At 56.2% G+C, this 25172-nt stretch carries 27 protein-coding genes and 1 other annotated feature (1 of these 28 running past the window's edge); of the genes, 8 read left to right on the top strand and 19 right to left on the bottom strand.

All coding sequences use genetic code 11. The features are described from left to right. Nucleotides 1-52: 52 nt before the first annotated feature. Nucleotides 53-238, top strand: coding sequence for a hypothetical protein (locus ACP26L_RS17390; RefSeq protein WP_426454400.1), 186 nt, complete (start codon nucleotides 53-55; stop codon nucleotides 236-238). A gap of 117 nt (nucleotides 239-355) precedes the next feature. Beyond that, nucleotides 356-976: a hypothetical protein gene (locus ACP26L_RS17385; protein WP_426454398.1), complete on the top strand. Its 621-nt coding sequence runs from the start codon at nucleotides 356-358 to the stop codon at nucleotides 974-976. A gap of 38 nt (nucleotides 977-1014) precedes the next feature. Here the strand turns inward: ACP26L_RS17385 and ACP26L_RS17380 are convergent, their stop codons facing one another. The 3 genes from ACP26L_RS17380 to ACP26L_RS17370 form a co-directional block, all read right to left on the bottom strand. After that, nucleotides 1015-2733, bottom strand: coding sequence for a glycosyltransferase (locus ACP26L_RS17380; protein WP_426454396.1), 1719 nt, complete (start codon nucleotides 2731-2733; stop codon nucleotides 1015-1017). A 310-nt stretch (nucleotides 2734-3043) separates the two neighbouring features. Continuing rightward, complete coding sequence (locus ACP26L_RS17375) at nucleotides 3044-3994, bottom strand: GDP-mannose 4,6-dehydratase (RefSeq protein WP_426454394.1); 951 nt, start codon at nucleotides 3992-3994, stop codon at nucleotides 3044-3046. Then, nucleotides 3994-5040 (bottom strand): mannose-1-phosphate guanylyltransferase, encoded by a 1047-nt coding sequence (locus tag ACP26L_RS17370; protein WP_426454392.1) that lies wholly within the window; start codon nucleotides 5038-5040, stop codon nucleotides 3994-3996. The genes ACP26L_RS17375 and ACP26L_RS17370 overlap by 1 nt, the downstream gene beginning before the upstream one ends. A gap of 636 nt (nucleotides 5041-5676) precedes the next feature. Between ACP26L_RS17370 and ACP26L_RS17365 the strand changes: the two genes are divergently transcribed. Further along, nucleotides 5677-6747 carry a glycosyltransferase family 4 protein gene (locus ACP26L_RS17365; protein ID WP_426454390.1) on the top strand — a complete coding sequence of 357 codons (1071 nt, stop codon included), beginning with the start codon at nucleotides 5677-5679 and terminating at the stop codon, nucleotides 6745-6747. A 174-nt stretch (nucleotides 6748-6921) separates the two neighbouring features. Here ACP26L_RS17365 and ACP26L_RS17360 read toward each other — a convergent pair whose 3' ends face one another. The 5 genes from ACP26L_RS17360 to ACP26L_RS17340 form a co-directional block, all read right to left on the bottom strand. Further along, nucleotides 6922-7689 carry a metallophosphoesterase gene (locus ACP26L_RS17360; RefSeq protein ID WP_426454388.1) on the bottom strand — a complete coding sequence of 256 codons (768 nt, stop codon included), beginning with the start codon at nucleotides 7687-7689 and terminating at the stop codon, nucleotides 6922-6924. A gap of 170 nt (nucleotides 7690-7859) precedes the next feature. Continuing rightward, entirely contained in the window at nucleotides 7860-8594 is a 735-nt protein-coding gene (locus ACP26L_RS17355; protein WP_426454387.1) for a sigma factor, read from the bottom strand. Then, nucleotides 8591-8908, bottom strand: a complete 318-nt coding sequence (locus tag ACP26L_RS17350; protein ID WP_426454385.1) for a ribose-5-phosphate isomerase A — start codon at nucleotides 8906-8908, stop codon at nucleotides 8591-8593. Before ACP26L_RS17350 ends, ACP26L_RS17355 begins: the two co-directional genes overlap by 4 nt. 63 nt (nucleotides 8909-8971) lie before the next feature. Beyond that, on the bottom strand, nucleotides 8972-10345 hold the full coding sequence (locus tag ACP26L_RS17345; RefSeq protein WP_426454383.1) for a sensor histidine kinase: 1374 nt from the start codon (nucleotides 10343-10345) through the stop codon (nucleotides 8972-8974). Further along, a complete protein-coding gene (locus ACP26L_RS17340) occupies nucleotides 10342-11028 on the bottom strand; it encodes a response regulator transcription factor (protein WP_426454381.1) in 687 nt (228 codons plus the stop codon). Before ACP26L_RS17340 ends, ACP26L_RS17345 begins: the two co-directional genes overlap by 4 nt. Nucleotides 11029-11245: 217 nt before the next feature. On the opposite strand from ACP26L_RS17340, the gene ACP26L_RS17335 reads away from it, so the two are divergent. Beyond that, nucleotides 11246-11659, top strand: a complete 414-nt coding sequence (locus tag ACP26L_RS17335; protein WP_426454379.1) for a DUF6223 family protein — start codon at nucleotides 11246-11248, stop codon at nucleotides 11657-11659. 318 nt (nucleotides 11660-11977) lie between these two features. On the opposite strand, the gene ACP26L_RS17330 is transcribed toward ACP26L_RS17335, so the two are convergent. The 9 genes from ACP26L_RS17330 to ACP26L_RS17290 form a co-directional block, all read right to left on the bottom strand. Then, nucleotides 11978-12493, bottom strand: coding sequence for an FtsW/RodA/SpoVE family cell cycle protein (locus ACP26L_RS17330; protein ID WP_426454377.1), 516 nt, complete (start codon nucleotides 12491-12493; stop codon nucleotides 11978-11980). 54 nt (nucleotides 12494-12547) lie between these two features. Further along, on the bottom strand, nucleotides 12548-12670 hold the full coding sequence (locus ACP26L_RS17325) for a hypothetical protein (RefSeq protein WP_426454375.1): 123 nt from the start codon (nucleotides 12668-12670) through the stop codon (nucleotides 12548-12550). Nucleotides 12671-12677: 7 nt separating this feature from the next. Next, nucleotides 12678-13028, bottom strand: a complete 351-nt coding sequence (locus ACP26L_RS17320; RefSeq protein WP_426454374.1) for a hypothetical protein — start codon at nucleotides 13026-13028, stop codon at nucleotides 12678-12680. After that, a complete protein-coding gene (locus tag ACP26L_RS17315) occupies nucleotides 13013-13291 on the bottom strand; it encodes a permease prefix domain 1-containing protein (RefSeq protein WP_426454372.1) in 279 nt (92 codons plus the stop codon). Before ACP26L_RS17315 ends, ACP26L_RS17320 begins: the two co-directional genes overlap by 16 nt. Then, nucleotides 13288-13623: a PadR family transcriptional regulator gene (locus tag ACP26L_RS17310; RefSeq protein WP_426454370.1), complete on the bottom strand. Its 336-nt coding sequence runs from the start codon at nucleotides 13621-13623 to the stop codon at nucleotides 13288-13290. Before ACP26L_RS17310 ends, ACP26L_RS17315 begins: the two co-directional genes overlap by 4 nt. Before the next feature lie 294 nt (nucleotides 13624-13917). Next, on the bottom strand, nucleotides 13918-14379 hold the full coding sequence (locus ACP26L_RS17305; RefSeq protein WP_426454368.1) for a hypothetical protein: 462 nt from the start codon (nucleotides 14377-14379) through the stop codon (nucleotides 13918-13920). Between the two features lie 16 nt (nucleotides 14380-14395). Next, on the bottom strand, nucleotides 14396-14878 hold the full coding sequence (locus tag ACP26L_RS17300; RefSeq protein WP_426454985.1) for a GNAT family N-acetyltransferase: 483 nt from the start codon (nucleotides 14876-14878) through the stop codon (nucleotides 14396-14398). A 44-nt stretch (nucleotides 14879-14922) separates the two neighbouring features. Beyond that, nucleotides 14923-15669, bottom strand: coding sequence for a hypothetical protein (locus ACP26L_RS17295; protein ID WP_426454366.1), 747 nt, complete (start codon nucleotides 15667-15669; stop codon nucleotides 14923-14925). 607 nt (nucleotides 15670-16276) lie between these two features. Next, nucleotides 16277-16591, bottom strand: coding sequence for a DUF1904 family protein (locus ACP26L_RS17290; RefSeq protein ID WP_426454365.1), 315 nt, complete (start codon nucleotides 16589-16591; stop codon nucleotides 16277-16279). Nucleotides 16592-16900: 309 nt separating this feature from the next. On the opposite strand from ACP26L_RS17290, the gene ACP26L_RS17285 reads away from it, so the two are divergent. The 3 genes from ACP26L_RS17285 (at nucleotide 16901) to ACP26L_RS17275 (ending at nucleotide 20059) form a co-directional block, all read left to right on the top strand. After that, nucleotides 16901-17503, top strand: a complete 603-nt coding sequence (locus ACP26L_RS17285) for a nitroreductase family protein (protein WP_426454363.1) — start codon at nucleotides 16901-16903, stop codon at nucleotides 17501-17503. Nucleotides 17504-17692: 189 nt separating this feature from the next. Then, nucleotides 17693-18565 (top strand): aldose epimerase, encoded by an 873-nt coding sequence (locus ACP26L_RS17280; protein ID WP_426454361.1) that lies wholly within the window; start codon nucleotides 17693-17695, stop codon nucleotides 18563-18565. A gap of 237 nt (nucleotides 18566-18802) precedes the next feature. Next, nucleotides 18803-20059: a DUF445 domain-containing protein gene (locus ACP26L_RS17275; protein ID WP_426454359.1), complete on the top strand. Its 1257-nt coding sequence runs from the start codon at nucleotides 18803-18805 to the stop codon at nucleotides 20057-20059. 394 nt (nucleotides 20060-20453) lie between these two features. On the opposite strand, the gene ACP26L_RS17270 is transcribed toward ACP26L_RS17275, so the two are convergent. Continuing rightward, complete coding sequence (locus ACP26L_RS17270; protein ID WP_426454357.1) at nucleotides 20454-21095, bottom strand: NUDIX hydrolase; 642 nt, start codon at nucleotides 21093-21095, stop codon at nucleotides 20454-20456. Between the two features lie 147 nt (nucleotides 21096-21242). Here ACP26L_RS17270 and ACP26L_RS17265 point away from each other — a divergent pair, with 147 nt between their 5' ends. After that, complete coding sequence (locus ACP26L_RS17265) at nucleotides 21243-21500, top strand: YpbS family protein (protein ID WP_426454355.1); 258 nt, start codon at nucleotides 21243-21245, stop codon at nucleotides 21498-21500. A 454-nt stretch (nucleotides 21501-21954) separates the two neighbouring features. Here the strand turns inward: ACP26L_RS17265 and ileS are convergent, their stop codons facing one another. Further along, a complete protein-coding gene (ileS, locus tag ACP26L_RS17260; protein WP_426454354.1) occupies nucleotides 21955-25035 on the bottom strand; it encodes an isoleucine--tRNA ligase in 3081 nt (1026 codons plus the stop codon). Nucleotides 25036-25100: 65 nt separating this feature from the next. Beyond that, nucleotides 25101-25172: a binding site (T-box leader), on the bottom strand; it runs 183 nt beyond the window's last position.

The raw sequence follows: 25172 nt of genomic DNA, 5'->3' as shown, positions 1-25172 counted from the left end.
CGACCAAGTTCCTTCAATGAACTTGGTCATCTTTGTATAAGGAGGGTCTGCGGTGATCAAGAACAAATCCACCTTGTCTGCCATTAGGTCAGCAGAGCATTATCTGAAACAGGCCCAAAGCTCCATTCATTCGGACTACGCAGAGCCGGCCGAGGATCAGCTGTCTGCCGCTCTTCTCATGATTACCAAAGCACTGAGGGCTCACGCTAAGCCCAAAGGCAGAAAACGAAGAGAGTGAGTGATCCCTGTGAACGAAAAGCAATACTGCGAGCGTAAAATCCGGTCCGCCATCTCCCTCCTCAGAAGAGCGGATCGGTTATACAGAGCAGGGAAGAGATCCCGCTCACGGGAACGCTTGATTCAAGCCTTGGGACGGGTAGGGGAAGCCTTATGGAGCTATAACAGGCTCAGGCGGGCCGGCCGGACCTCAGCTCCCTCCTCAGCACCAGGACCGGTCTCGTGTGAGCCTTCGAGCCCCCCTACGAATGCACAGGAAGCCCTCGAAGCAGCTGCCGTCTCTCCTCCCCTTCCTTCATGTCCTGTCATACAGGAAGGGACGACGATTACGTCCTACACCGACACGTACACGGATACTTATAATGCCAGCTACACGAGCTCTTACCAAAACAACAACTATGAAGTGCTGACCGAGGTCAATGACAACGAGAGCTCTCCAACGCCTGAACCCGCATCTCCCCGTTCCACGGGCGAGGATCTGCCGTCCGACCAGGTTACGGTTGGCGTTACCCTGCCTGGCCCCGATTCTCCTCTAACCATCGAATTCCTGCTGGGTGCGGACGGAACGATCCAAGTAATCAACGAGGGTCAACTCCGTCCCCTGCGCCGTACCGTGACCTTCGGGGTGCAGAAGGAGCCTTCGGAGTCCTCGAAGGGTGCGACAGATCAAGCTCCCGAAGCCGCCGTGATCTCCTTCACCCTCCCCGCTTTGACGGCGAAAAGAAACCCTACATCGTAAATAACCCGCTGATGCATAGCATCGCGGGTTATTTTTTATTAGTGGGCTTTCCCTACTTGCTCCAGCAGCTGCGTGTACTCGCCTGCGACGTTGGACCAAGTCCTCTGCAGGGTTTCCATAATCGCCGCCTGCTGCCTTGCCGCCAGGGCAGCCGGATGACGGTCCAGCTGAGCGATCGCGTTCACGATTTCGCTCACGGAATAGGGATCGAAGGTAATGAATGCATCCATATCCCGGATCACCTCCTGCGTAACCTCCAGCCGGCCCGCAGCCACCGGCGTGCCCATCGTCAGAGATTCGAGAATCGGGAACGGACAGCTGCCCTCGAAGAGGGTCGGTACGATGGTCCCTTTCGCATATTTGTACAATGCGGGGAGCTCGCCCGACGGCAATCGACCGATAAACCTGACGCTTGCGAGTAGTTCTGCGGGATAACGGCCAAGCTCATTGTACAGGTCGCTGTTCAATCCGTCCGGTATCAGTTGATCCGTTATCACAAGCTGCAATCCGGAGGGCGTGATCTTCTTGTAGGCGATGAATGCCTCTATGAGACGGCTGTGGTTCTTATGAAACCGGATGACCGAGGGGAAGACAATGTAATCGCCGGCGAGGCCGTACTTGATCCGAAACTCCGCTTCCGGAACAAGCCCCATGAAGCTGTATTCTTCCTGAGGAGAGGCAAGCCGGATGACCTGTGTCTTCGGCTCCTGCAAGCCCAGGTACTCCATCCCTTCTTTCCGCTTGATGAAATCGGAATTGAATACGACGGTCGCCGCTCTGTCCGCCATATAGTATACGATCCGTTCCATCCAATCGCAGAATTCCGGCGACTTCCGGAAATACAGGTCTTTAAAATGCAGATAGACCAGGTCGTGCAGACATAGAACATAAGGCCTTTGCAAATAGACCGCCAGCTCTAAGCCCACGTACGGCACAAGCCATACATGAACAGGAACCGTTTGATTGATCGTTTCCATGCTATCGGATTTCACCAGAAACAAACGTCCTGAATACTGCTCCAGCTGCCTCGCAAAAATGTGATTGTACTCGTTATAGTTCGTTCCCGTCGTCGTGATATAAACCTTCATCCGGTCCCAGGTGCTCAGCATTCCTTCGATCAGCCGGATACTGAACCTGCCGATGCCTTCGCCGTCAAGCGGCGTTACATGAGGAAATCCCATAAAAATACCGACACTGACTTCTCCGTTCGAAGGGTCGCTTGGATTCCGCAGATATTTAACCGGTCTTCTAGGCGGTTCATGCCCGGAGAGCAGTCCACGGCATTCCTCGGAAAGGATGAAAGACCGGATGAGATGAGATCGGGGAACGCCCCGCGTCAGATGCTCCAGATGACCCTGCATCTCGGCTTCCTCAGGCAGGCGGGATAACAATTCATAGTACAAGAAGTGCACGAAAAATAAATAACTGGAGGCGTAGGCCTGATTGATGATAGCTCCTATCGTATCCCGGTTGTTGCGCCCGGCCGATAATAACGGCCGTTCATACAACCGCTGCGCTTCCTCTGACAGCATCACGAGTTCGGCTATGTGCAGCTTGTCGGTGCCGGAGGCAAGCTGCTGAGACAATTCAGCAGCCTCCCCCTCATTCGCATCCCGATGAAGCACCTGCCTGTGCAGTTCACGAACGAAGCCTTCCCCATCCAGCAGCATGACCCGGTACAGCTTCTGAAGAATGGTATCCTGCTCATCCAACAGAGCGCCCTCCGGCGGTTGATAGCCTGCAATGGCTGCCGGCACGGGGGTTGTTTCTTGCCGCTTATTCCTTAGCCGGGCGCGCCTCCTCTTCTTGTAAAGGAGCTTCTTGAGCTTTTTGGCTCTGCGCAGCCTGAGCTTCCTCCGAAGCTTTTTCCCCTTCTGCCCCCATTTGGCCTTATGCCGTTTGCGCACAGGCTTAACAACCGTAGCTCGCAGTGAAGTGCGCTTTCTTCTGACGCGGGTTCTTTTACGGCGTTTTTTACGATCTGCAGGGGAGGTCACGCTGGAGGTTCTTCCTGCTGCCGCCAGTACGATTTTGGACATGGACGAGTCTTTCCTCCCTTCAACTCTGTTACACCCTGTCGCGCCAATAATTCAACAGATCCAGCATCGTCTGCTCGAAGGGGATTTCAGGCTTCCAGCCGGTTTTCTGATGGAACTTGGAGTAGTCACCGAGCAGAATCTCAACATCCGACGGCCGCAGGCGGGCCGGATCCTCCTGAACCTGTACCTCCACCTTGCTGTAGGACAGAAGCAGGTTCAGCATCTCTTCAATCGTCCAGCACGTGTTCGAAGCAATGTTATAGTCGTCTCCAGGGTCGCCCTTCTCCAGCGCCAGCCAGTAGCCTCTTACGATGTCACGGACATCGGTGAAGTCCCGCTTCGCCTGCAGATTGCCGACATGGATCACCGGAGGCTTGATTCCCTTCTCGATCTCAGCGATTTGTTTGGAGAAGTTCGATGTCACGAAGTTCTCTCCACGGCGGGGCCCGGTATGGTTGAAGGTCCGGGTGCGAACGACATGCAGCCCATAGCTTTTGTAATATTGATAGCCCAAATAATCCTGCGTGACCTTGCTGATCGCATAAGGGCTGAGAGGACGCAGCGGATTCGTTTCTTTGATCGGTACCTCATACGGTTCTACATGCCCATACTCTTCACTGGAGCAGGCGATCTGAATTTTGCTGTCGAGACCCAGACGCCGGACCGCTTCAAAGATATTCAGTTGTCCGGCCACATTGTTATGAATGGTGTCCATTGGAGAATTCCACGAGGTCGGAACAAAGCTTTGCGCTGCCAAATGGAAGATCAGGTCCGGCTTGACGTGCCCGATCACCGACTCCACGGAGAAGGGATCCCGGAGTTCGCACTCCACCAGATTCAGGTCATCGACGAGATGACTGATGTGATTCATTCTGCTGCGGTGCCGAATCGTTCCGTACACCTCAATGTTATTTTTCAACAAATACTCTGCCATATGGCTCCCGACAAATCCCGTGATTCCGGTAATCAATGCTTTCATTACGTTTCGCTTCCTCCTTTATTGGACTCCATGCGAGCGATCATCTGCTTAATGCTCTGCTCCTCGGATTTGTGGCAGATCAACAGCCCGTCGGGTGTTGAAACCACAATCAAATCCCGGACACCGATGACGGCGGCTCTCTGGTTTTCCACATAGAGAATGTTGTCAAACGCTTGCTCTGCAGCAATATCGCCCTGCACGATGTTGCCTTCCGGATCCGCACTAAAGATACGCTCCAAAGAGGTCCAAGCCCCTACGTCGTCCCAAACGAAGCTCACCGGAATGGTCAGAATCCGATCCACCTTCTCCAAAATCGCGTAATCAATCGAGATCTTGGGCAGGAGGGCATACTCCTCCGAAAGCTGCTCATACCGCTGGGTGATACTGTTCCAGAGGTCCGGCTGATGAATTCGCATATAATGCTCGATGGTCGAGGGCTTCCAAATAAAAATACCGCTGTTCCAATACACATTCGGATTCGTGATCAATTGCTGTGCCTTATGAACATCCGGCTTCTCAATAAAGGATTTCACCGGCTTGATTTCCTTGCCATTCACCAAAAATCCTTGGTCATGCGACTCCATATACCCATATCCCGTCTCCGGACGGGTAGGAACAATGCCGAGCGTTACCACTTGGCCGTCCTTCTCCGCCTCCTGCGCACCCGCGTACAGGGCCTCCATCAGCGCATGCTCATCCGGGATGTATTGATCCGAAGGAGTAATGACCAGCACTTCGTTCATCTTCCTGCGGAGAAAGTGAGACGCCGTCAAGGCCGTACATGCAGCCGTGTCCCGCTGTGCAGGCTCGACGATGATCTGATCCGCCGTCAGCTCCGGCAGCTGCTCCTTTACGAGCGGCAAATAATGCTTGCCGACGACCAGCAGCACATCCTCGGCAGGCAGGAAACGGCGAAAGCGGCGGTAGGTTTGCTGCAGCATCGTCTCCCTCTCCGAGGTCAGCTTAAGGAATTGCTTCGGCTTCGCCTCCACGCTTCTTGGCCAGAAGCGCGTTCCCTTCCCGCCGGCCATGATCACAATTTTCAATCCTGTCAACTCCTTTCTTCCATCGAGTAGAGATTCAGGCATAGTGCTGGGGGTTACTGCCCTATGGAACCTATTGACATGCCTTAGCCGGGGACAGAATATCCATCCCCTTATTTGGAAAATGGTGCATGCCTATAACAGGGACATCTGCTTCTGGTTTATTGTATGATGCCTTGCCCGCGGAGACAGGGATGTTCGTTCCATATCCAAAAAAAGGGCATAGGCAGAGTGGTTTCGTCTGGATATCCGACTATTTTCGGTCAGCACAGAGGCATTCGTCCATGATCTGCCTAGGACCTGTGCATATGGTGGAAGAGAGAGGCTTCCGCCCGACCGGCTGGGAGCAACGGAACTTAAGGAGGTTGCCTCATGCATCGACGCAGGCATCGGAATAGGAGCATAACCAAGAAGGCAGCGGCGAAACGAAAGGGGAAACGCAAGCTGGTACGCAAAACTTCGCTCTACGGCAAGCGGAGGAGGAAGGTAAGAAAAAAAGGCATACGTGCCTTACCTAGAAAGCGAAAGCTGAAACGAAGGCGGCTCAAAAAAGGCCGGAGAAGACGGTCGGCTGCTGCCTCCCCGTCCAGTCCGGCACTGCCCGCTGGGGTAAACCTCGTCGGATACACACGTGCCGAGATGGGACTCGGTGAAGGGGCGCGCTTCCTGGCAAGAGCTATGGATACGGTGGGCATCCCCTTTGGAGTCAACAACTTCGAACTTGGCAATTCGGCTAGAATGGGAGATGGGTCATGGGCTCACCGGGAGCAGACCGGCAATCCATACCGGGTCAATCTGATTCATATTAACGGTGATCAGATGCGGCTAGTCCGTGAACACTATGGTGAGGCGTTTTTCCGGGATCGTTACAATATCGGCTATTGGGCCTGGGAGCTGACCGATCTCCCCGAAGAATGGAATGACGGCTTCACTTGGCTGAACGAAATATGGACCCCTTCGCCATTCGTCCGGGACGCCATTGCCAAGAGCACCGCCTTACCGGTGCATTATGTTCCTTATGGCCTGCAGTTTGATTCGACCTATGATCGCACGGAATTACGAAGCCGGCTGGCCCTCCCGGGGCATTCGTTCCTGTTTCTCGTGATGTACGACGTCAACAGCACCGCCCTCAGGAAGAATCCGCAAGGCTCCATAGAAGCATTCAGGCAGGCATTCGCCCCTGGAGACCCGAATGTCGGCCTTGTCGTGAAGATCAATAATGCCCAAAGCAATCCCGCCGAGGTAGAGCAGCTTCGCGCCTCGTTAGCCCAGTATCCGAACATTTTCCTGATTGAGCAGACCTTGTCGAGAAGCGATGTCTATGCGCTGATTGACAGCTGTGACGTGTTCGTCTCGCTGCATCGCTCCGAAGGCTTCGGCTCGGTGATGGCCGAATCGATGTATCTGGGCAAGCCAGTCATCGGCACGCTGTGGTCCGGCAACACCTCGTTCATGAATCCGGAGAACTGCTGCGCCGTAGGATACACCCTTCAGGTGATCGGCGAGGGGGCCGGCCCCTACAAGGCTCATCAAGTCTGGGCGGAGCCGGATGTTGTCCAGGCGGCAGGCTATATGCAGCGGCTGGCAGCCGACGAGCCCTGGAGGCGGCAGGTTGCTTCCGCCGGGCAGCAAACCATACGTACGCTCCTCACTCCGGAAGCGTCCGGCCAAGCGATCCGCCAGCGTCTTACCGAGCTTGGGCTGCTGTAGTCAAACCGAACCTAGCGTGGAGTGGAGCGCTGGGTTCTTACGGTTTGGGTGAAATGTAAAAGCTTCAATCGGTCAGCAGCCCGGCTTAACAGGTACAAATGAAAACAGGAGCAGCTGCCTGCGGCATCTGCTCCATCATCCAAACGTTACGTGATGCGTTGTTTAATTCACTCCTCAGAGTTCATGCAGCGTAACTTCGCTGCGAATCAGGAACCGGGCGTTCATGCCCGCCTGGCCGATCCCTTTTGAGATATAAAACGGGCCGTGCGTCCCCTCGTGCATTCCCTTATAGATCCCCGCGGCTGCCAGCTTGCCTTTGTTAATAAAGCGGAACAGATAGGGCACGTTGAACTGCTTCCCGTGAAAGTGGCCGGCCATGAGGTAAGTATATCGGCGCTGAATATGAGGAATCAGATTGGGGTCATGGGCCAGGACCAGGACCGGCCGATTCGGATCGACGTGTTCGAATGCCTGATCCACCATGCTTTTCCTGCTGCTGAAATCATCGATCCCGACCATTTGAAAGTGATCCACGACGGTGGACTGATTCCTGAGGACCCCGATCCCCGTGCTTTCGAGAATCCGGATGAGCTCATGAAGAGCGGCCGGGTGCAAGCGGTGATCATGATTCCCGAGTACGGCAACCACCGGAATACCCGGTTCGGCAATCGCCTCGGCATACTGCTGCACCTTGGACAGATACCGGGATTTTTGTGTAAAGTCTCCCGTGAGCACAATGTAATCCGGTGCCTCCTTTTGAATCAGCCGGGTCAATCTTTCCGGAGCGATCCGGAGCTTCTCGACGTGCAGGTCGCTGATCTGAAGAACCCGGATGCCAAGCCCGCAACCGTGGCGAACCCGTTCCACCTTGAGCCATTGGGTCGGAAAGATCAGAAGGAAATAAATGGCTGCGGCGATTACGCATAGGATGAATAGGTTCATGGAGTAGTTCCTGCCCTTTTACAATAATGTTGTCACTAATCACTTCTTATGACGAGAGATCCGAATCATTCCCTTCAACCATTTTAAGTCAATCTCCCTCTTCTCCAACGAGCTGCATTGTCTTACATAACACATAACGGTTAGCGCGGCGCAACAGCTCCAATCACAATCTAGGTTGTTTTGTTTGTAAATAACCGGCATAACCAAACTGTCAGCCAAATTATTAGGAGATGCGGTATAGCCGAGACCAAGTGGACAGGATACCTTACACTTACAAATAACCACAATAACAAGGGCGCTATTTGAATCAGGGCCAGAAAAACAATTCCAAACGTGCTCCCAAGGATTAGCTTCCTATCCGTTTGTCTGGAGCGTGAGAAAGCCAGTAATCCCAGAAGGCACACACCGAATCCTAAACTAACGTAAGCCCAGAAATCTATTTCCGGAATATATGAACCTTTCTCGAATCCCATGAATGCCGTACCATAAAAACCTAGAAGATAAGCAAAAGCAACCAAGATTGAAAGCATCCCTGCACCTGCCATAACCAGCCGTATCTTCCGGTTAAAGCTCGAGATCACCATACCCCTCCCTCTCTCCCACCTACTTACTCTATGATTATGAATATTTTTATCATAATTGGACGATTTCGTCGATTGGTAAGTTGCACTTGTCCGTTCGAACAGCCGGAATCGTTTCCACAGCATTCTGCGGTAACTGCAGACCTGCCTCACCGTAATTCCATGTATCCAGCTGCGAAGCGGCCTGCTGCTGTCGTAACGATGTGCCGACTTCCAAATTTGGATATATACCTCGTTGACGATATCGCTCACGTCATTGGAATGGGCTAGCAAGGAGACCGTCCGGTAAACAGCTGCGCGAGAATGGTTCAGTCCCCGAATCATACATCCGCCGAATAGCGGTACTGCGACGGCGTCACGCCCTCCAGCTTCGACTTGTCGACAATGACGATCATCCGGCGGCTGTGGTGGGCGGGGACTTTCTCCCGGAGGAGCGCGCCTCCGCATCCCTTGATCAGTTTGGCTTCGCCATCCGCTACGTCGGCTCCGTCGATCGTTACATCGATCTCCTTGATCTCGCAGAAGGACACCAGGGGAATACCCCAATTCCACGCCAGATCCTCGGAGTGCTTCGATGACGCCGCTGCGCCGATGCTCAGCCCCTCCTTCACCCATTCGGCGATCCGCCGGATGGACAAACACGCCGTTCTTTTTACAAATGTTGTCCAGTTCCTGTTACACCAAATGGTCCGTTTGGGAACCTAGCCCTCCCCGTTAATTGGATTCACGCTTTGCTGCGGGCAAGGCAGCTGTACAGTAAACCGGGTCCCGCGATGAACCTCGCTTTGTACCGAAATCACGCCTTGATGAGCCTCGACAAATTCTTTGGCAATCGCAAGCCCAAGACCCATACCGCCCGTATGACGGGAACGTGATTCTTCAACTCGATAAAAACGGTCGAACAGGAAGGGAAGCCGCTCCGCTTCAATCCCTACTCCGGAATCCTCAATCGTGACTGACACATAACGCGACTTCTCGTGGGAACGTTCCGTGACTCGAATCGAAATCTTCCCGCCGGACGGGGTATATCGCATGGCATTGACCAACAAATTATAGAATACCTGCGTCATTCGGTTAGCATCAACGAGCGCATGCAATGGCTGTTCCGGATACGAGCGAATCATCTCGATATGTCGTTCCTCCGCTTCCGGCTTTAACATATCAAGGATCCGATCCAACAGGGGAACCAGATCGGTTGGGGATCGGTCCAGCCGCAGCCTGCCTGCTTCGGCCAGCGTCAACTGGTGGAGATCGTCGACCAGCTTGGACAAACGGATGACTTCATCCTGTATAGGCAATAAGGTTTCCGGAGGAATGTCCCGCCCTCCCTCTTGGATCATTTCCATATGACAATGAATAATGGAAAGCGGCGTCCTTAACTCATGCGCCACATCGGCTGTCAAGTTTTTTCGCACCTCTTCTGCACGAAACAACTGCTGCGCCATATGATTGAACGATTCCGTTACTTTCCCGAACTCATCTTTTGTTGTCACAGCAATGCGAAGGGGAAGCTCACCCGCTGCAATTTGATGAATGGCGGGAATGAGCCGGTTCAGGGGCTGCGTTATCTTCTTGGTTAACCATAAGCCGAGAAGCAGTGCCAGGAACCCGGTTACGAACGGCACCCGCAAAGCTGAGGTGCGCATGGAGTCCAGAATGTATTTTTTGATCCGATCATCTTCGGCCGTTTCCCACCTGTCGACATAGATCGTGCCTACGGTCGCTCCGTTTATCATGACGGTATTCCGTTTTCCTGTCCGTATCAACGACCCGGGATCGCCCGCTCCGCTATGGAACAAGAGGCTCCCGTCAGGGGACAATAGAGCGATCTCGCGCTGATCCGGACTTCGCCGCTCCCCTTCATATGAAGTTCTTATCCCCTCAATGCCTTCCCATGAATGTTGATGCTCCTTATAGTGGGTTTCAAACCGCTCTGTGGTTTTTTCTTTGAAGTAATCCTCAAATCGGTTCTTTAAGTAGCCCTGGGTTGCCCCGAAGTAGCCCGCCGTGACAAAAAGCACCAAAACCGCCATCGCGCCAAACAATTTATCCCCGATGCACCACCGTACCTTCATAGCCTGTCACCGAATCGATAACCGAATCCGAACACGGTTTGAACATAGTGGGGATTTGCCGGATCACGCTCAATCTTCTTTCGCAGGTTGCTGATGTGGGAATCAATCGTGCGCTCGTAGTTGATGAAATCATCTTGCATGACCGATTTCATCAGTTGGAGCCGGCTGAAGACAATACCGGGTTTGGCGGCCAAAGTTATCAGTAGTTTGAATTCCGTAGGCGTGAGAATAAGTTCCTCACCCTCCTTCATGACTTGGCATTTCGATTCGATAATCGTCAAGTCTCCCCTTACCATCGTATGAAGTTCTTCGGATTTGCCCTGGATGCGGCGTAAGATGGAACGTATCCTCGCCGCTAACTCTCTCAAGCTGCAGGGTTTTGTCATGTAATCATCGGCCCCGATCTCCAAACCGATAATTTTATCCGCCTCCTCCGTTTTTGCCGTCAGCATAATGATTCCATAAGACCCCATGTTTCGAAGTTCGCGGCAAACTTCAATACCGCTCATTCCCGGAAGCATCCAGTCCAAGACAACCAAAGCCGGACACTCCGTCTTTGCTGCAGTCAGCGCATCCTTGCCCGTCGTGGCCATCACAATCCGATATCCTTCATTTTGTAAATAGGAAGCCATCGCCTCCAGCATTTTCACTTCATCATCCACCAGAAGTAACGTTGTTTTCATCCATTTCCCGCTTCTTTCTGCTGTTTTTTACTCGTATTATAGCTTGATTTCTAAGCCAATGGATGATCGCCACGAAAAAAGGATACCTTCTCCACAAGTTCTTAACATGGTCTTGATAAACTGGGTTTGAGCATGGGGACGCGGCAGCAGGGTCTGCAAATAAAGAAAATCCAACCCATGATTGCAACGCAAAACAAGAATGAGGAGCTGTGAACACATGAAAAAAACGCTTCTGGTTTCATTCCTAATCCTTTGTACACTTCTTTTTGTACCAACTTTGGCCTTGGCCTCCGCTGGAGTGACTGACGGTACTATCGGATTCGGATTTACCTCCGGGCGACTCAGGGCCCTCTCGGCCGCGGCGGCGGGGCTGGTCAGCGTCGTCATCGGCGGGCTGTCACTGGCCCGCTCCGCCGGTCGTTTCGGCAGCGGCAGCGGCCGGGCCGGGGCTATCTCGGCCGCGGTGGCGGGGCTGGCCGGCATAGTCCTCGCCGGGATCCACCTGGCCAACACCACCGGCGGCTTCGGCACCGGCAGCGGGCGGGCCGGGGCCATTGTGGCCATCATGCTGGGGCTGACCGGCATGGTTCTCGCCGGGCTGACCCAGGCCCGCTCCCGCCGCGCAGGCTGACCCGGCCAAGGTCAAGATGTTATTGTTCCTGACCTCCCGGGGCTGATTTTGAATGCCCAAACCTAAGCTGGGGACGGAACATGAAGCACATTGGGAGTTTTACTCCCATATCCTGCTGAGTTGCTCAATGAAACAGGGAGCAGATGCGGCGTGCTGCTCCCTGTTAGCTCCCTGTTAAATGAAACATGAAGGGTTGATACCGATTCTCGAGCGATCGCCAGTTTCCCAAGAAATCTGTCTCCCAATTCAATCTGCAGAAGGGCGCGAATCACGGCATCCACCGGTTCACTCCTCACATTACGAATAGCTCCCCACTTTCTATGGCATAGCCCGCTCTGTCCGGTTCATTACGAGATCCTTACGCCTGTAAATTCCCAGAATGAGTCCGGCAGCAGCAAACTCGATGATCATATAGTCGTTGCTGGCACTCAAGAAAGGGATGGAAATCGAGATGATCGGAAGCCCTCCGAACGTCATTAGAAGACTGTACGTAAACTGAAAGCTGAGCATCCCTGCAAGACCCGCAGAGAGCAGCTTGCCGAAGGGGTCCTGTACTCGATAAACTGCCGACCAAAGCTGGGTAATGAGCATGCAGCCCAGGAAGATCACGATCAGGCCAAACCACCATCCGAAAGTGTAGATGAGATAAGCCAGGACTGCTTCTTGAGCATAGCCGGGAAGATGATGCTGTGCCGGTCCCAGCCCTTGTCCCCACCAGCCTGCGGCTTGGAGCCCTTCCTGTATTTTCACCATCTGATAAGATGCGTCTTTGGAGACAGATTCGGGATGCAAGAAGGCATTCATCCTGTTCAGGTACGGGCTGGGCCGGTCCATTACCGCTAATGCGAAGACACCCAGGATCAGCAGCAGGCCCCAGGTTTGAATAGCCTACTTCACGTGCGCTTTGGTGATGATGACCGAAACCATCGTGTAACCCGTAAAGTACATCCCAAGTCCAATGTACCAGTGCAGCTTCAAGAAAAACAGTACGGGCAGAAGAACGTAGAACACGGAGGTCTTAAGCCAAAACCACCCTTCCCTCCCGCCATACGCGAAGCTGTCCAGCTGCTGAGCAGACAAGCAGGAAGCTGACGATCAGCCAATCTAACAAAAAGGGACCCCAAATGACCACAGCGCTCTGGTAGAGGATATCCGCATTCACGTTCCAGACCAGCGCTGCGAGCAGCAGGGCAATCAGATAAATCTTCCCCGACCAGAGCTCCAACTTTCGGTAATCCCACCGGTAGATGAACAGCATGATGACAAACCCGATCCACGCGCCTTTGATTTTACCCTGAAAGAAACCGGCTGCCCCGCCTGCATCTACCGCATACATAGCTGCAGCGCCAAGCATCACAAAGAGCAGCACCGCACCGCTGCCAGAAGTACCCAGTTCAGTCTCGGCCGGTGAATCTTATGCAGTTCCCCTCCCACTTGCGCGGGATCTCCCATTTGCCTCAAAGCCCATGGGACAGCCTTCTCCTTGCTGCTCCCATCCGCCTCCTTTGTCAGGACAAGCTCCTCAATGTGGCTTATGAGCTCCTCTCTGATCTCCTGATGCACCTCACGTGCACGGACCTTCGAGCATACCTGGTTTAGATAGTCCTGCACTTCCTCGTACTCCCGAATCATATGGGGTCCTCCCCTAAGACTTGATCGACCGAACGGCGGAACAGAATCCATTCCGCTTTTTTTTCCTTGAGCTGTCCGCGCCCCTTGTCTGTGATCCTGTAATACTTGCGTCTTCGTCCCTCCACTTCCCGCCAATACGCCTCCACCCACAGCTGGCTCTCCATCTGATGAAGGATCGGGTACAGTGTGCCTTCCTTGAGTGCGAACGCCCCGCCGGAGCGGCGCTCAAGCTCTTTGATCAGCTCGTAGCCGTACAGGTCTTTTCCTTCGAGCAGGGTTAAAATCATGGTGACCGTGCTCCCTTTCAGCAGTTCTTTGTTCACCGGTGTCACTAGGGCGCCTCCTCTCCCTCGAATGGGTATACCTCGGCTAACCATACATCGGAATCCTATGTATAAGAAAAGAATACCACCATTTACCATTTATGTACATAAATAAATAAGCAGTCCGCCCGACCCCGCACCGGTTTTGAGCGCCTGCCTACTTAACTCTTGATCCATTCTGCTGCTGCCGGGTCATCATCTGCAGTTTGATGCGCCGCTTTTTGTCGTTCGTCACGGGGATTGGCATGGCTAGGCATGCTAAGCTTTCTTGCGGCAGGTATCCCCTTGTCAATGCTACGGCCTTCACGAACATCTCTCCTGCACAGGTAAGCCTCTCTCTCTGCCGTAAGCTTTGCTTGTCAGCACAAGGTCAGCCGCCTTAGCTTGAGCTTCACTAAGCCGGTCCTCTTTCAATGCACGGATGACCAAACTCTCCACTGCCAGCCAGCGCCTTCTGGAATATTCGGCCAGAAGTTCGTTCAGGAAAGCATCCGTGTAACGGTTCCCCTCCAAGGTGAGTTCAAGCTGAAAGTACCGCCAGATCAAGTGCTCCAGGACGCTATCGTCCAAGCTGCTCCTCTCTCTGAAGCAATAGATCAGCCGCAGCGACTCGACCTCCAGGAGATTGTGAATCTGCAGCTGTTCACTTAGCTCCAGAGCTTGAAGATGAGCCTCCACTTGATCAAACACAGACTCATCACCAGCTGGAGGGCGTGCCGAAGTGTTCAGTTTGTTAATCTTGGCTGCTGTATCCTGCAGATCCATCGCCAGCCCTCCCTGCCTACAGATCCTGCGGCCTGATCATCCGCTTCATCTTCCGGCCGCCGGTCACCTCGAACCCTTCCCGCTTATAAAATTCGAGCGAGCGGTCGAACGCCGGCAGCGGAGGCGTGCAGACCTCAAGCCGCTTCCAGCCGACGGCGGCGGCATAGGCGGCCGCGACATCGGTAAGCTGCCGGCCCAGCCCGTGCGAGCGGTAAGCCGCCCGGACGTACAGCTCCTGGATGATACCGAAGGCTCCGCCGGCATACAGCGAAGCACTCTCGTGCACAGAAATGAAACCGGCCGGCTCGCCGCTCTCATCCGATACGGCGAGCCACACGCGGTAAGCGCCCGAAGCCAGCAGGCTGGCACTCAGCTGCACGGATTCCCCCACCTCGAAGGCTGCAGCCGTCGTGCCTCCCGACCGCTCGATAATCTCCCCGATCAGCTCCTCGAAAAGGGCTGCAACCGCCCGGGCGTCTTCTTCCCCAGCTTGATGCATCGTAAACAATCGCTCCAACTCCTTTATCCCGTTAACCTTCTCGTTCAAGCATCCCGGCGTGGAAGTCCTCCCGCCCAGCCTACCCCCGCTTGTTCATCGGGCGGCATCAGCGGATTCACGCTCCACATGCCGGCCATTGCCAGTACATCTTCCTCCGTAGGCCGCCCGTCCCCCTTCCCTTCTTCCTCCTGAGATGCACGGTCCTCGAAGTGGAGGCCCAGTGACCGCTCCTCGGGCGTAGAGTCCCCGCAGTCCAGCACACCCGAGTCAGACTCGCCCACATAGCTGCAGCCGCGGACGAGCTTCCCTTCGGCCGCTTTTACCCACGCGTGATACTCCACCACCCGGTGGGTGGCGTAGTAATGGGCTTCGCCGAACCGCCGGCTGAGCTTCGTCAGAAGCGACGTCACGCTGTACGCCTCCTCCTGGCTGGAGCTCAGGTCGGGCAGCGACCAACCGGTTACGAGCGTCCACTCCCCGAGGGGCGGGGTCACGAAGACAGCGGAGAAGGCTGCCGCCAGGCGCAGGCCGCTGTTCCAATTGCAGGGGACGGGCTCCCGCAGGCCGAAGGCCTCCACCACGGCCCTGGTGTCGGTGGTCCGCACAGCATACCACTGGGCTTTGTACCCGAAGGGCTGCGGCCTGTCCGGTGTATCATCCACCGGGATGGCGTCCAGGGGCGGGGTGATTCGCAGTTTCGCGTCTTCCCGCTGCTTCTTTCTCTTGGAAGCCGCCAGCAGCAGCCCCGCTGCCACAGCCGACACCAGCAGCAGTACGATAAGATCGGTCACAGCATCCCATCCCTTCCCTTCGTTTCTGCACCCGTTTCATCCAGGCTCCGGAATCCATTGCACAAGGTATTCGAGAAAGGATGGGCATTTCCTTTTTTAGGAGCAGATCATGCCCGGAAGCCAAGCCAAAAAAAGGAGAAGCATCCGGCGCCTCCCCCTCTTTGACCACTGCCAACGTATCGTATGACCTTGACGAAACCCGAAATAACGGAACTGATGTTCGCTATGTACCTCTACGGCAGGACAGTCTGCGAAATAACGGAATTGAAGTTCGCTATAGTGATGCATGAGGCCGCTTTTCCGTCCATCCGGGCTGCATAAGGCATCGTAGTTCCTTTATCCGACGGGAAATTACGGGAAATCACCGAATAAAGAATCTGAGTTCCTTTATGTTGCAAAGTCACTATCTTTTGCACCCCGTCAGGCCGCTTTCATGCCCCCTGTCGGCTGAAGCCGAGGGCTGCATTAGGCTCTCCGCCCTTGACGCTGCCCTGCTTCCGGAGCAGCAGCACCCCGCAGCGCTCTCTGCCCCCAGCCCTTGAAGTCACTCACCTGAAGTCACTTCACCTGAAGCTGCTCATCTGAAGCTACTTCACCTGAAGCTCCTTCACTCCAGCGGCTGGCCTTCCTTATAATACAAGGCCCTGTTCAGCAACATGAAAAAAATGTGAACCCGCGAATGACCGTACTCCTCCAGCAGGGAGTGCAGCCTGGCGGCTACGTCGTTATGTATCGCCTGCTCACGCGGGAACATCAGGATCTCCACGGATAAAGGGCTGTTCAGAATCGGTTCTACGGGCAGCAGCTCGATTTTGACGATCTCCTTCGGAACCTTCACGATATGGGCGAATTCCTCCACCACAAGTGGAGCAAGCTGTTCGACATCCCCGCGGGGGAAGCCTTTGAAACGTAAATACGGCACGGATATCCCTTCATTTCTTCGGTGTTGGTATAGCGTGAAGTGGTACGGCCCGCTTCCATCGGACTTCTGGTGAAGCACCGCGGCAGGCAAACCCTCTCCCCATTCTACGCCTACTAGGTCCCTGACGCAACGCCGCGCAGGGATGGAAAGAATAGGAGCCCGCCAAATGGTTAGGCTAAACAGGAAGCTCTGCCAAGGAAAACCACTTAACCACATAAATCACTGCGGCATTCATGGCCCGCCGTTACCTCCCTCCAAGTTTGGGGTAAGGACAAGGGAACAACTATCCACCAGAAGGAGGAAATCCACATGAGCGCAAGTGACTTCCTGTCGGCTGTCCGCAGCCGGCGAACCATCTATAGCCTCAGCAAAGAGATTCAGGTATCCGAGGAGCGGATCCAGGAGATTGTCCGCGAAGCGGTGAAGCATACCCCTTCGGCCTTTAACTCCCAAAGCGCCAGAGTGCTGGTGCTGTTCGGGGAGCAGCATGACAAGCTGTGGGATCTCACGACGGAGATCCTGCGGGCGATTGTCCCGGCGGACAAGTTCGAGTCGACCGGGCAGCGTATGGGCGGCTTCCGCGCGGGGTACGGCACCATTCTCTATTTCGAGGACCAGGCCGCCGTCGAAGCGCTGCAGGCCCAGTTCCCTTCCTACGCGGAGCGCTTCCCGACCTGGTCGCAGCAGTCCAGCGGCATGCTGCAGTACGTCATCTGGACGGCACTGGAGCTCGAAGGACTCGGCGCTTCGCTGCAGCACTACAATCCACTGATCGACGAGAAGGTCCGCGCGGAATGGGGCATTCCGGAGACCTGGCAGCTCATTGCGCAGATGCCGTTCGGGCACCCGACGGCGCCACCGGGAGACAAGGAGTTCAAGCCGCTTGAGGAGCGGATCAAGGTTTCGCCCTAACGCACACCGGATCGCCGGATTCTGGAGCACGAGCACCCGGGGAGCTGCGGTTTGCAGCTCCTTTTGTACATAGCCTGCGGACTGCCGGCAGGAACGAATGAGCGGGATGGAAGACGCCGGGCAAACTATGGTAAGATCTAGGGGAAGAAAAAGGAATGGACAATGAAAACCCGAGAGGAGACCCCGGCGATGAAACCATACGACATCCGCTCTTATACCGATGGTTATGAAATTTATGAGGCTCTGGAGTCTTCCACCGAATCCTGGTTCAAGATCGCGCCCGAGCGCGGCGGCATCGTGATCTCCTACGGCACGGGAGGCGAAGAACTGCTTTACCTGGACAAGCCCACCTTCTATGACGAGAAGGCTAACATCCGCGGCGGCATTCCCGTCCTCTTCCCGATCTCCGGCCAGCTGGCCGAGGGAGCCTATGCCTGGAAGGGACAGGCCTACAAGATGAAAAACCACGGCGTCGCCCGCACTTCCTCCTGGACTGTGGAGAGCACGGACACGACCGACGGGGCGGCGATCACACTGACCCTCTCGAGCAATGAAGAGACGAGAAGCTCGTTTCCCTTCGACTTCCTGCTGCGCTTCACCTACCGCCTGAAGGATGGGCAGCTGACGGTCGACCAGGAATATCACAACCTGTCGGGCGAAGAAATGCCGATGTACCCCGGCTTTCATCCGTACTTCGCGGCAGACCGCAAGGCGATTGCATACGAGACGGACGCCACCCGGTACTTCGATTACAACGATCATCAAGAGAAGCCCTATGAAGGCCGCGTGATCGATCTCGACCAGCTGCCGGAGTCGGTCGTCTTCCTGGATGCGAAGCAGCGGGAAATTACGTTCTCCCCGAGAGAACAAACGGTGATCCACCTGACATACGGGGACGAGTTCCGGTATGTCGTGCTGTGGTCCGTGAGCGGCAAGGAATTCATCTGCGTCGAGCCCTGGATGGCCAAGACCGATGAGCTCAACCGGGGAGACGAGCTGACGTTCGTACCTGCGGGCGGCGTCCTGAAGACGACGCTGGCCATCGGGCGCAAGCAAGCCTGATCCAACTGCATATTTCCCGGAGACAAGGGAGCTCAGGAGACAATGATTGGTGTTTACAAGCCAAGAAGTCTCAAGGCTCCCTTCTCTTCGCGATGCAGTATGTCGAAAATGTCTGAAAAATCGAAAAACGGATCGAGTCCTGCGCTTCCCCGGGAAATGATTGTGCCGCCTTGGGAAATGAGCAGCCGCTCCGGGAAATGAACCTATTATCCATCCCATTAGCTGAGGTGCACCATCATGAAGAAAGTACAATCGAGACGTCTGGCGGGAGTCTCGCTGGCCGTCATGGCCGGCGGCCTAGCCGCTACCTTCCCCTTCCATACGACAAGCACGGTGGGACTGCTCCTCCACGGCGGCTTCGAAGCGGGGCTGGTCGGGGGCTTAGCCGACTGGTTCGCCGTTACGGCCCTCTTCCGCCATCCGCTCGGCATCCCGATCCCGCATACCCGCCTGCTGCCGAAGAACCGCGGGAAGGTCACGGATGCGCTCGTCTCGATGATCGAGACCCACCTGCTCAATAAGGAGAGCATCGAGGCGCGGATCGCCGGCTTCCGGCTCAGCGCCAAGGCGCTCGATATCGCGGCCGCCGAGATTCAGCGGGAGGAAGTGCAGGCTGCGATCTCCGGCGTGCTGAAGGATGCCGTACGGAGCTTCTCCTGGGATCCGTATCTGCCCTGGATGCAGGATGAACTGACCCGCCTCGCGGAGGGGGTCGATCCGAAGCCGCTGCTGAACTTGGCCGCCGATGAGATCTTGAACAGCCGCCACGACGAAACGGGGCTCGATTTTCTGCTCGGCAAGGCTGAACAGTGGGTGCTCCAGGCGGAGACGCGCAAGCTCTTCGGCAATATGTCCATCCGGGCGATCGAGCGCATCGAGCTGCAGGGCATGATGTCCTTCGCGGTGAACGCGTTCCTCGGCTTCGTGAACGAGGACAAGCTTGGCGGCATCCTGCAGAACCTGCTCCTGTCGAACATCGAGAGCCTGCGGACCGAAGGTCACCCGAACCGCGAGAAGCTGCTCGGGGCGATCCGCCGCGAGGTCGATGCGATGCGCGGCAGCGAAGGGCTGCTCGCCGCCCTGGAGGGCTGGAAGGCCAAGCTGATCGGCGCCCTCCTGACGCCGGATCGGCTCACCTCCGTGCTCGGCGGCCTGCAGGGCAAACTGCTCGAGGCGCTGGAGCGTCCGGACTTCGTCCCGCGCTATATTGTGCCGCTCGTGATGCGGTATGTCGACAAGCTGCGGGGGGACGAAGCGGCACTGGCCGCCTCGGACCGCTGGATCCGCGGCAAGGTGATGCATTACGTCGAAGAGAACCACTCCGTGATCGGGCGGCTGGTCCGCGAGAATGTCGACAAGCTCGATGATGAGACATTGATCGCCATGATCGAGGATAAGGCAGGCAACGACCTGCAGTGGATCCGGGTTAACGGCGCGATCTGCGGCTTCCTGATCGGCTTCGTCATCGAAGGCGTCCGCATGCTGATCGTGTAACATGGGGCCGCAAGGAGCCGGCAGGTTATGCGCGGGTTCTGCCGCTGTCATTCGGAACCGGAGGGCCTGAGTACAATGGGTTTGGACCCGCCCTGCTGCTTAACTTGGAAGGTTCAAGAGCGGGCAGCTGGGCATCGGAATCCGACAAGAAGGTTAGAGCTCGGCAGCTGCGCGGAAAAAGCCCGATGAAAACTAGGCAGGCGCCTCTGCAGCGGCATATCAAACGGATGGCGATGACATGTGGAGCAGCGGTCCCCCTGTCTTCGCCAAAGCGATATGCTTTGCTCGTCGTTCTCCCTGCTGGCCGTCAGTCAGCCCGCAAACGGAAGAATAAGCGGGCTGACGGCCGGCCACGGTGCCCTGATACCGGCTCTTGAAGTGATGTTTACTTGCCTCAATCCGCGGCGATGAGCCGTTCAACGGCGTCCAGCACAAGCCGGTAATACGCCGGCGTATGCGGGACCAGGCGCTCCGGCGTCACCGTCTGCACAGAGGGCACCAGCCGGACACCGGCCGCCGTCGCGCCCTGGAGCTCAGCCGACAGGGTCAGCCCTTCGGCCAGCCGGCGGAAGATCGCAAGCGGCATGCGGTACAAGCCTGTCACCTCATCCTCCTGCAGCCGGTAAGCATCCAGCGGCCGGCTGAGCGGGAGCAGAAAGATATGGCAGAACTCCCGGTCCATCCGCCCGCCCGGCAGCTCATCCTCTTCGGCGAAGATTCCGCAGGAAATGAGTGCATCGAAAGGAACCTCGACGCCGAGCTCCTCCTGCAGCTCTCGCACGCCGTCTTCTACGCTCTCGCCGGCCAGCAGATGCCCCGCACAGGAGATATCAAGCAGCCCCGGGAACGTATCCTTGCCGGGATGCCGTTCTTGAAAAAGAATGCTACCCTCCCCTGCCGGCTCCGCCTCATCCCAGATCCAGCACTGGAACGTACGATGCCACAGTCCCTTTGCATGCACCTCTTCCCGGGAGGCCGTGCCTATGGGATTCATTTCCTTATCATAAATGTCGAACAGTTCCTGCTGTACGCCCACGCGTATGCCTCCTGTCATTCGCTGCAGCGAACACGAGGTTCCCCTGCGTTGTCACCGCTGCAGGTCTGTAGTATGATGGTTGGTAAAGTTTTTGCGCTGTTTCATGAAATGAAGATGAGCGCAGCAAGCCCAAAGGAGCCAGTGATCATGAGTGTCCATGATGCCATTACAAAGCATACCCGCAAACAGAACGCCCACCTGGAGCAGTTCCTGAAGCTCGAGCAGCGGCGCGAGCAGGCCATTGACGAAGCCGTCCGCCTCTGCGCCGAAGGCAAGCCGTTCAGCGTGGAGGCGATCAACGCCATGACAGGTGAGATCAACGCCCACGCGACACAGGGCATCTCCCCTACGCGTGTCTTTGTCACGCCGGAAATGATCGAAGACTTCGTCCGCCGCTCGAAGTAAACAGCCTCCTCCCCTGCATCAGTCTTGCGCTTCAGCAGCCCGAGAAGGCTCCCCATGATGAATGGCCTGCGCAGTCCTCACTTCAACGGTGTAAGGACTGCGCCGCTTCATCCTAATCTAGCTAGGCCCCTTAACGAGTCTAGCTGTTATCTCACAACCTTGGCGGACTCGTCAACGCACTTATTTGTTTACATAACAATAATTATGTCCACTAAGTGCAGACCCGCGGGGTCACTCACCCCCCTGCCTTCCGCCGACCTGCTCCTCCTGTCCCGTGTTCCTACATCGCCAACCTGCTCCTGCTCTCCCCGTGCTCCTGCATCGCCGACCCGCTTCTGCTGTCCCCGTGTTCCTGCATCGCCGACCCGCTCCTGCTGTCCCCGTGTTCCTGCTTCTGTCTTCCCTCGCCTGCTTCCTTTCTGTCTTCCGCCGGCCGCTTTTTTCCCGCGCTTCTCTACTCGATCCGCAGCCGGAACCGATGCTCTCCGAAGACGATCTCTTCCATAACCGGTGATGCCGCATACCGCAGCTCGGCCAGCAGGACATTCTCCTCCAGCAGGTGGCGGAACCGGTCCAAAGCCTCCTTCAGCGGAGCTTCGACATCCAGGGTGAGGACCACCCTCTTCTCGATGGGCAGCTGCAGCCTCTTGCGGTAATCCTGAATGCCGCGGATCACCTCACGCACCAGGCCTTCCTGCTCCAGCTCCTCCGTGATCGCGGTATTCAGTGCCGCGTGGATCCCGTACCCCGACGCGGAGGCGAATCCGGCCTTGCCCCGCTTCTCCACCAGCAGTTCATCCAGCGTCAGACGAACGGATTCGCCGGCTATCTCCGCGTCCTGCCAGCCTCGTTCCACCGCCAGCTTCGCATCCGCTGCCGACAGTCCTTTCAGATGCTCCTGAATGGCGCCGACCCGCTTTCCGTACGTTTTACCGGCTGCCTTCAGGTTCAGCTTCAGCTGATATTCGACGAACGAGCCCTCACTGTGCTCCACCCGGATGGTCTTGACGTTGATTTCATCCTTGATGACGGCTTCGAACGCCTTCAGCTGAAATTCCCGGTCAAGCGAGACGATGAGCTCGGACAGCGGCTGCCGAGTCTTGATCCCCGACTCGCTGCGGATGTTCCGTGCCAGCTCAACGATCTGCCGGGCGGTTTCCATGTCGCTTTCGAGCCCTGTGTCGATCGTCCCCCCGTTCACCTTCGGATAGTCGGCCAGATGCACACTGTCTCCGCCGCCCAAGCTGCCAAATACGTCTTCAGCCAGAAGCGGGGTATATGGCGCGATCATCCGCGCCAGCACCAGCAGCACTTCGCGGAGCGTCTGGTAGGCGGATACTTTGTCCTCCGTCATGTCACTGCCCCAGAAGCGGTCGCGCGAGCGGCGGAGGTACCAGTTGCTGAGCTCATCGACAAAGGCTTCCATCTGCTTCGCCGGGTTCAGAAAATCATAGGATTCCAGCCCGTTCTCCACGCTCTGCAGGGTCGTATTCAGCCTGGACAGCACCCACCGGTCCAGCTCATTGCTGGAAACCCGCGGCGGATAGGCATCCGGGTCATAGCGGTCGATCGCGGCATAAAGCGTATAGAACGCATGCGTATTGTGGATCGTATCGATCACCTTGGACTTCGCCTCGGCCACAATGCTCTTCGAAAACCGCTTGCTGTTCCACGGCGCGCTGTCCGAGAGGAGCGCCCAGCGGAAGGCATCCGCGCCGAATTCTTCAATGATCTCCCACGGGTCCACCACATTCCCTTTGCTCTTCGACATCTTGAGGCCGTTCTCGTCGAGGACGTGACCCGTTGAGATGACCGCCTTGTACGGCAGCTGTCCGTTATACAGCGTGGATACGGCCATCAGGCTGTAGAACCAGCCCCGCGTCTGGTCAATGCCCTCGCAGATCATATCCGCAGGATACTGCTCACCGAACAGCTTGGAGTCGCCAAAGGGATAATGGTACTGGGCGAACGGCATCGAGCCGCTGTCGAACCACACGTCGATCACTTCCGGCGTCCGGTCCATAGTGCCCCCGCAGGAGCAGCGCAGGTGAACCTCGTCCACGTAAGGCTTATGCAGCTCCAGGCTGTCCGCGACAGGCGCGGTGGACCGCTCGCGCAGATCCTGCAGGCTGCCCGGCGCATACTCGGCTCCGCAATCCCGGCACTGCCAAATGTTGAGCGGCGTTCCCCAATACCGGTTCCGGCTGATGTTCCAGTCCACAAGCTCCTCCAGAAACTTGCCGAAGCGCCCTTCGCGGATATGGGAAGGATACCACTCCACTTTGCGGTTGTTCTCGATCAGCTGCTCCTTGACCGCCGTGGTCTTGATAAACCAGCTCTCCATCGCATAGTAGAGCAGGGGTGACTTGCAGCGCCAGCAGAAGGGATAGCTGTGCTGGTACCGCTCCTTGGCATACAGCAGACCGCGCTCCGCCAGGCTCTTCACGATATCCACATCGCAGTCCTTGACGAAGCGGCCGGCGAAATCGGTGACCGAATCGGTATACCGGCCCGCCAGGTTAACGACATTAACGAATTCCACACCATGCTGGCGGCACGTACGGTAATCGTCTTCCCCATGCGCCGGGGCGATGTGCACGATCCCGGTACCGCTCGTATCGCTGACGTAGTCCGCGTCGACGACGATATGCCCCCCGTTCACCTCGATATAGCCAAAAGGAGGCTCATAAGCCGTGCCCACGAACTCCGCTCCTTTATGAGTCGACAGAATCTCATAATCCTCTTGGAGCACCTGCTCCACAAGGCTGCCCGCCAGCACGTATACGCTGCCGTTTTGTCTGGCTTTGACATAGTCCAAATCCTTGTTCAGCGCGAGTGCCGCGTTGGCCGGGAGGGTCCAGGGGGTCGTCGTCCAGGCCAGGAAGATCACGTCTTCTTCCCTGCTTTTGAACTTCACCGTCGCACTCAGATCCTTGACCTCTTCGTAGCCCTGCGCCACTTCATGCGAGCTCAGCGTCGTCTGACAGTCGGGGCAGTAAGGGCTGACCCGGTGGCCTTTGTAGAGCAGTCCCTTCCGGTGGATCTCAGACAGCAGATGCCACACACTCTCGATATAAGGGTTGGTCAGCGTGACATAGGGATGCTCCATGTCGGTCCAATAAGCGATGGCTTCGGTCAGCTCCCTCCACTGCTTCTCGTATTCGAATACGCTGCTCTTGCATTTCTCGACGAATTCGGCGACGCCGTACTGCTCGATGGCTTGTTTGCCGGAGATGCCGAGCTGCTTCTCCACGCCCAGCTCCACGGGGAGGCCGTGGGTATCCCAGCCGGCTTTGCGGATGACACGGTACCCGGACATCGTTTTGTAACGGCCGATGAAATCCTTGATCACGCGCCCGAGCACGTGCCCGATATGCGGCTTGCCATTGGCGGTGGGCGGACCCTCGTAGAACACGAAGTTCGGCCTGCCTAACCGGTTATCGATGGAGCTTTGGAACGTACCGCGTTGCTTCCACTGCTCCAGGATCCGCAGCTCTCGGGTTCTTGCTTTTTCTTTCACGTCGACTTGTCTCATGGCGCTTCCTCACTCCACTCCCGTTGATTTGGACAAAGGCTGTAAAAACAAAAAAATCCCGCCCCCTAAGGGACGAGATTCCATCTCGCTCTACCACCCTTGTTCTGAAGCATCGGACGCACCGACCTTCAGCACAC

The organism is Paenibacillus sp. S-38, assembly GCF_049942825.1.
Taxonomy (GTDB): Bacteria; Bacillota; Bacilli; order Paenibacillales; family NBRC-103111; genus Paenibacillus_G.
The sequence above is the reverse complement of the archived record's forward strand: the minus strand, read 5'-3'. Positions and strand labels throughout refer to the sequence as shown.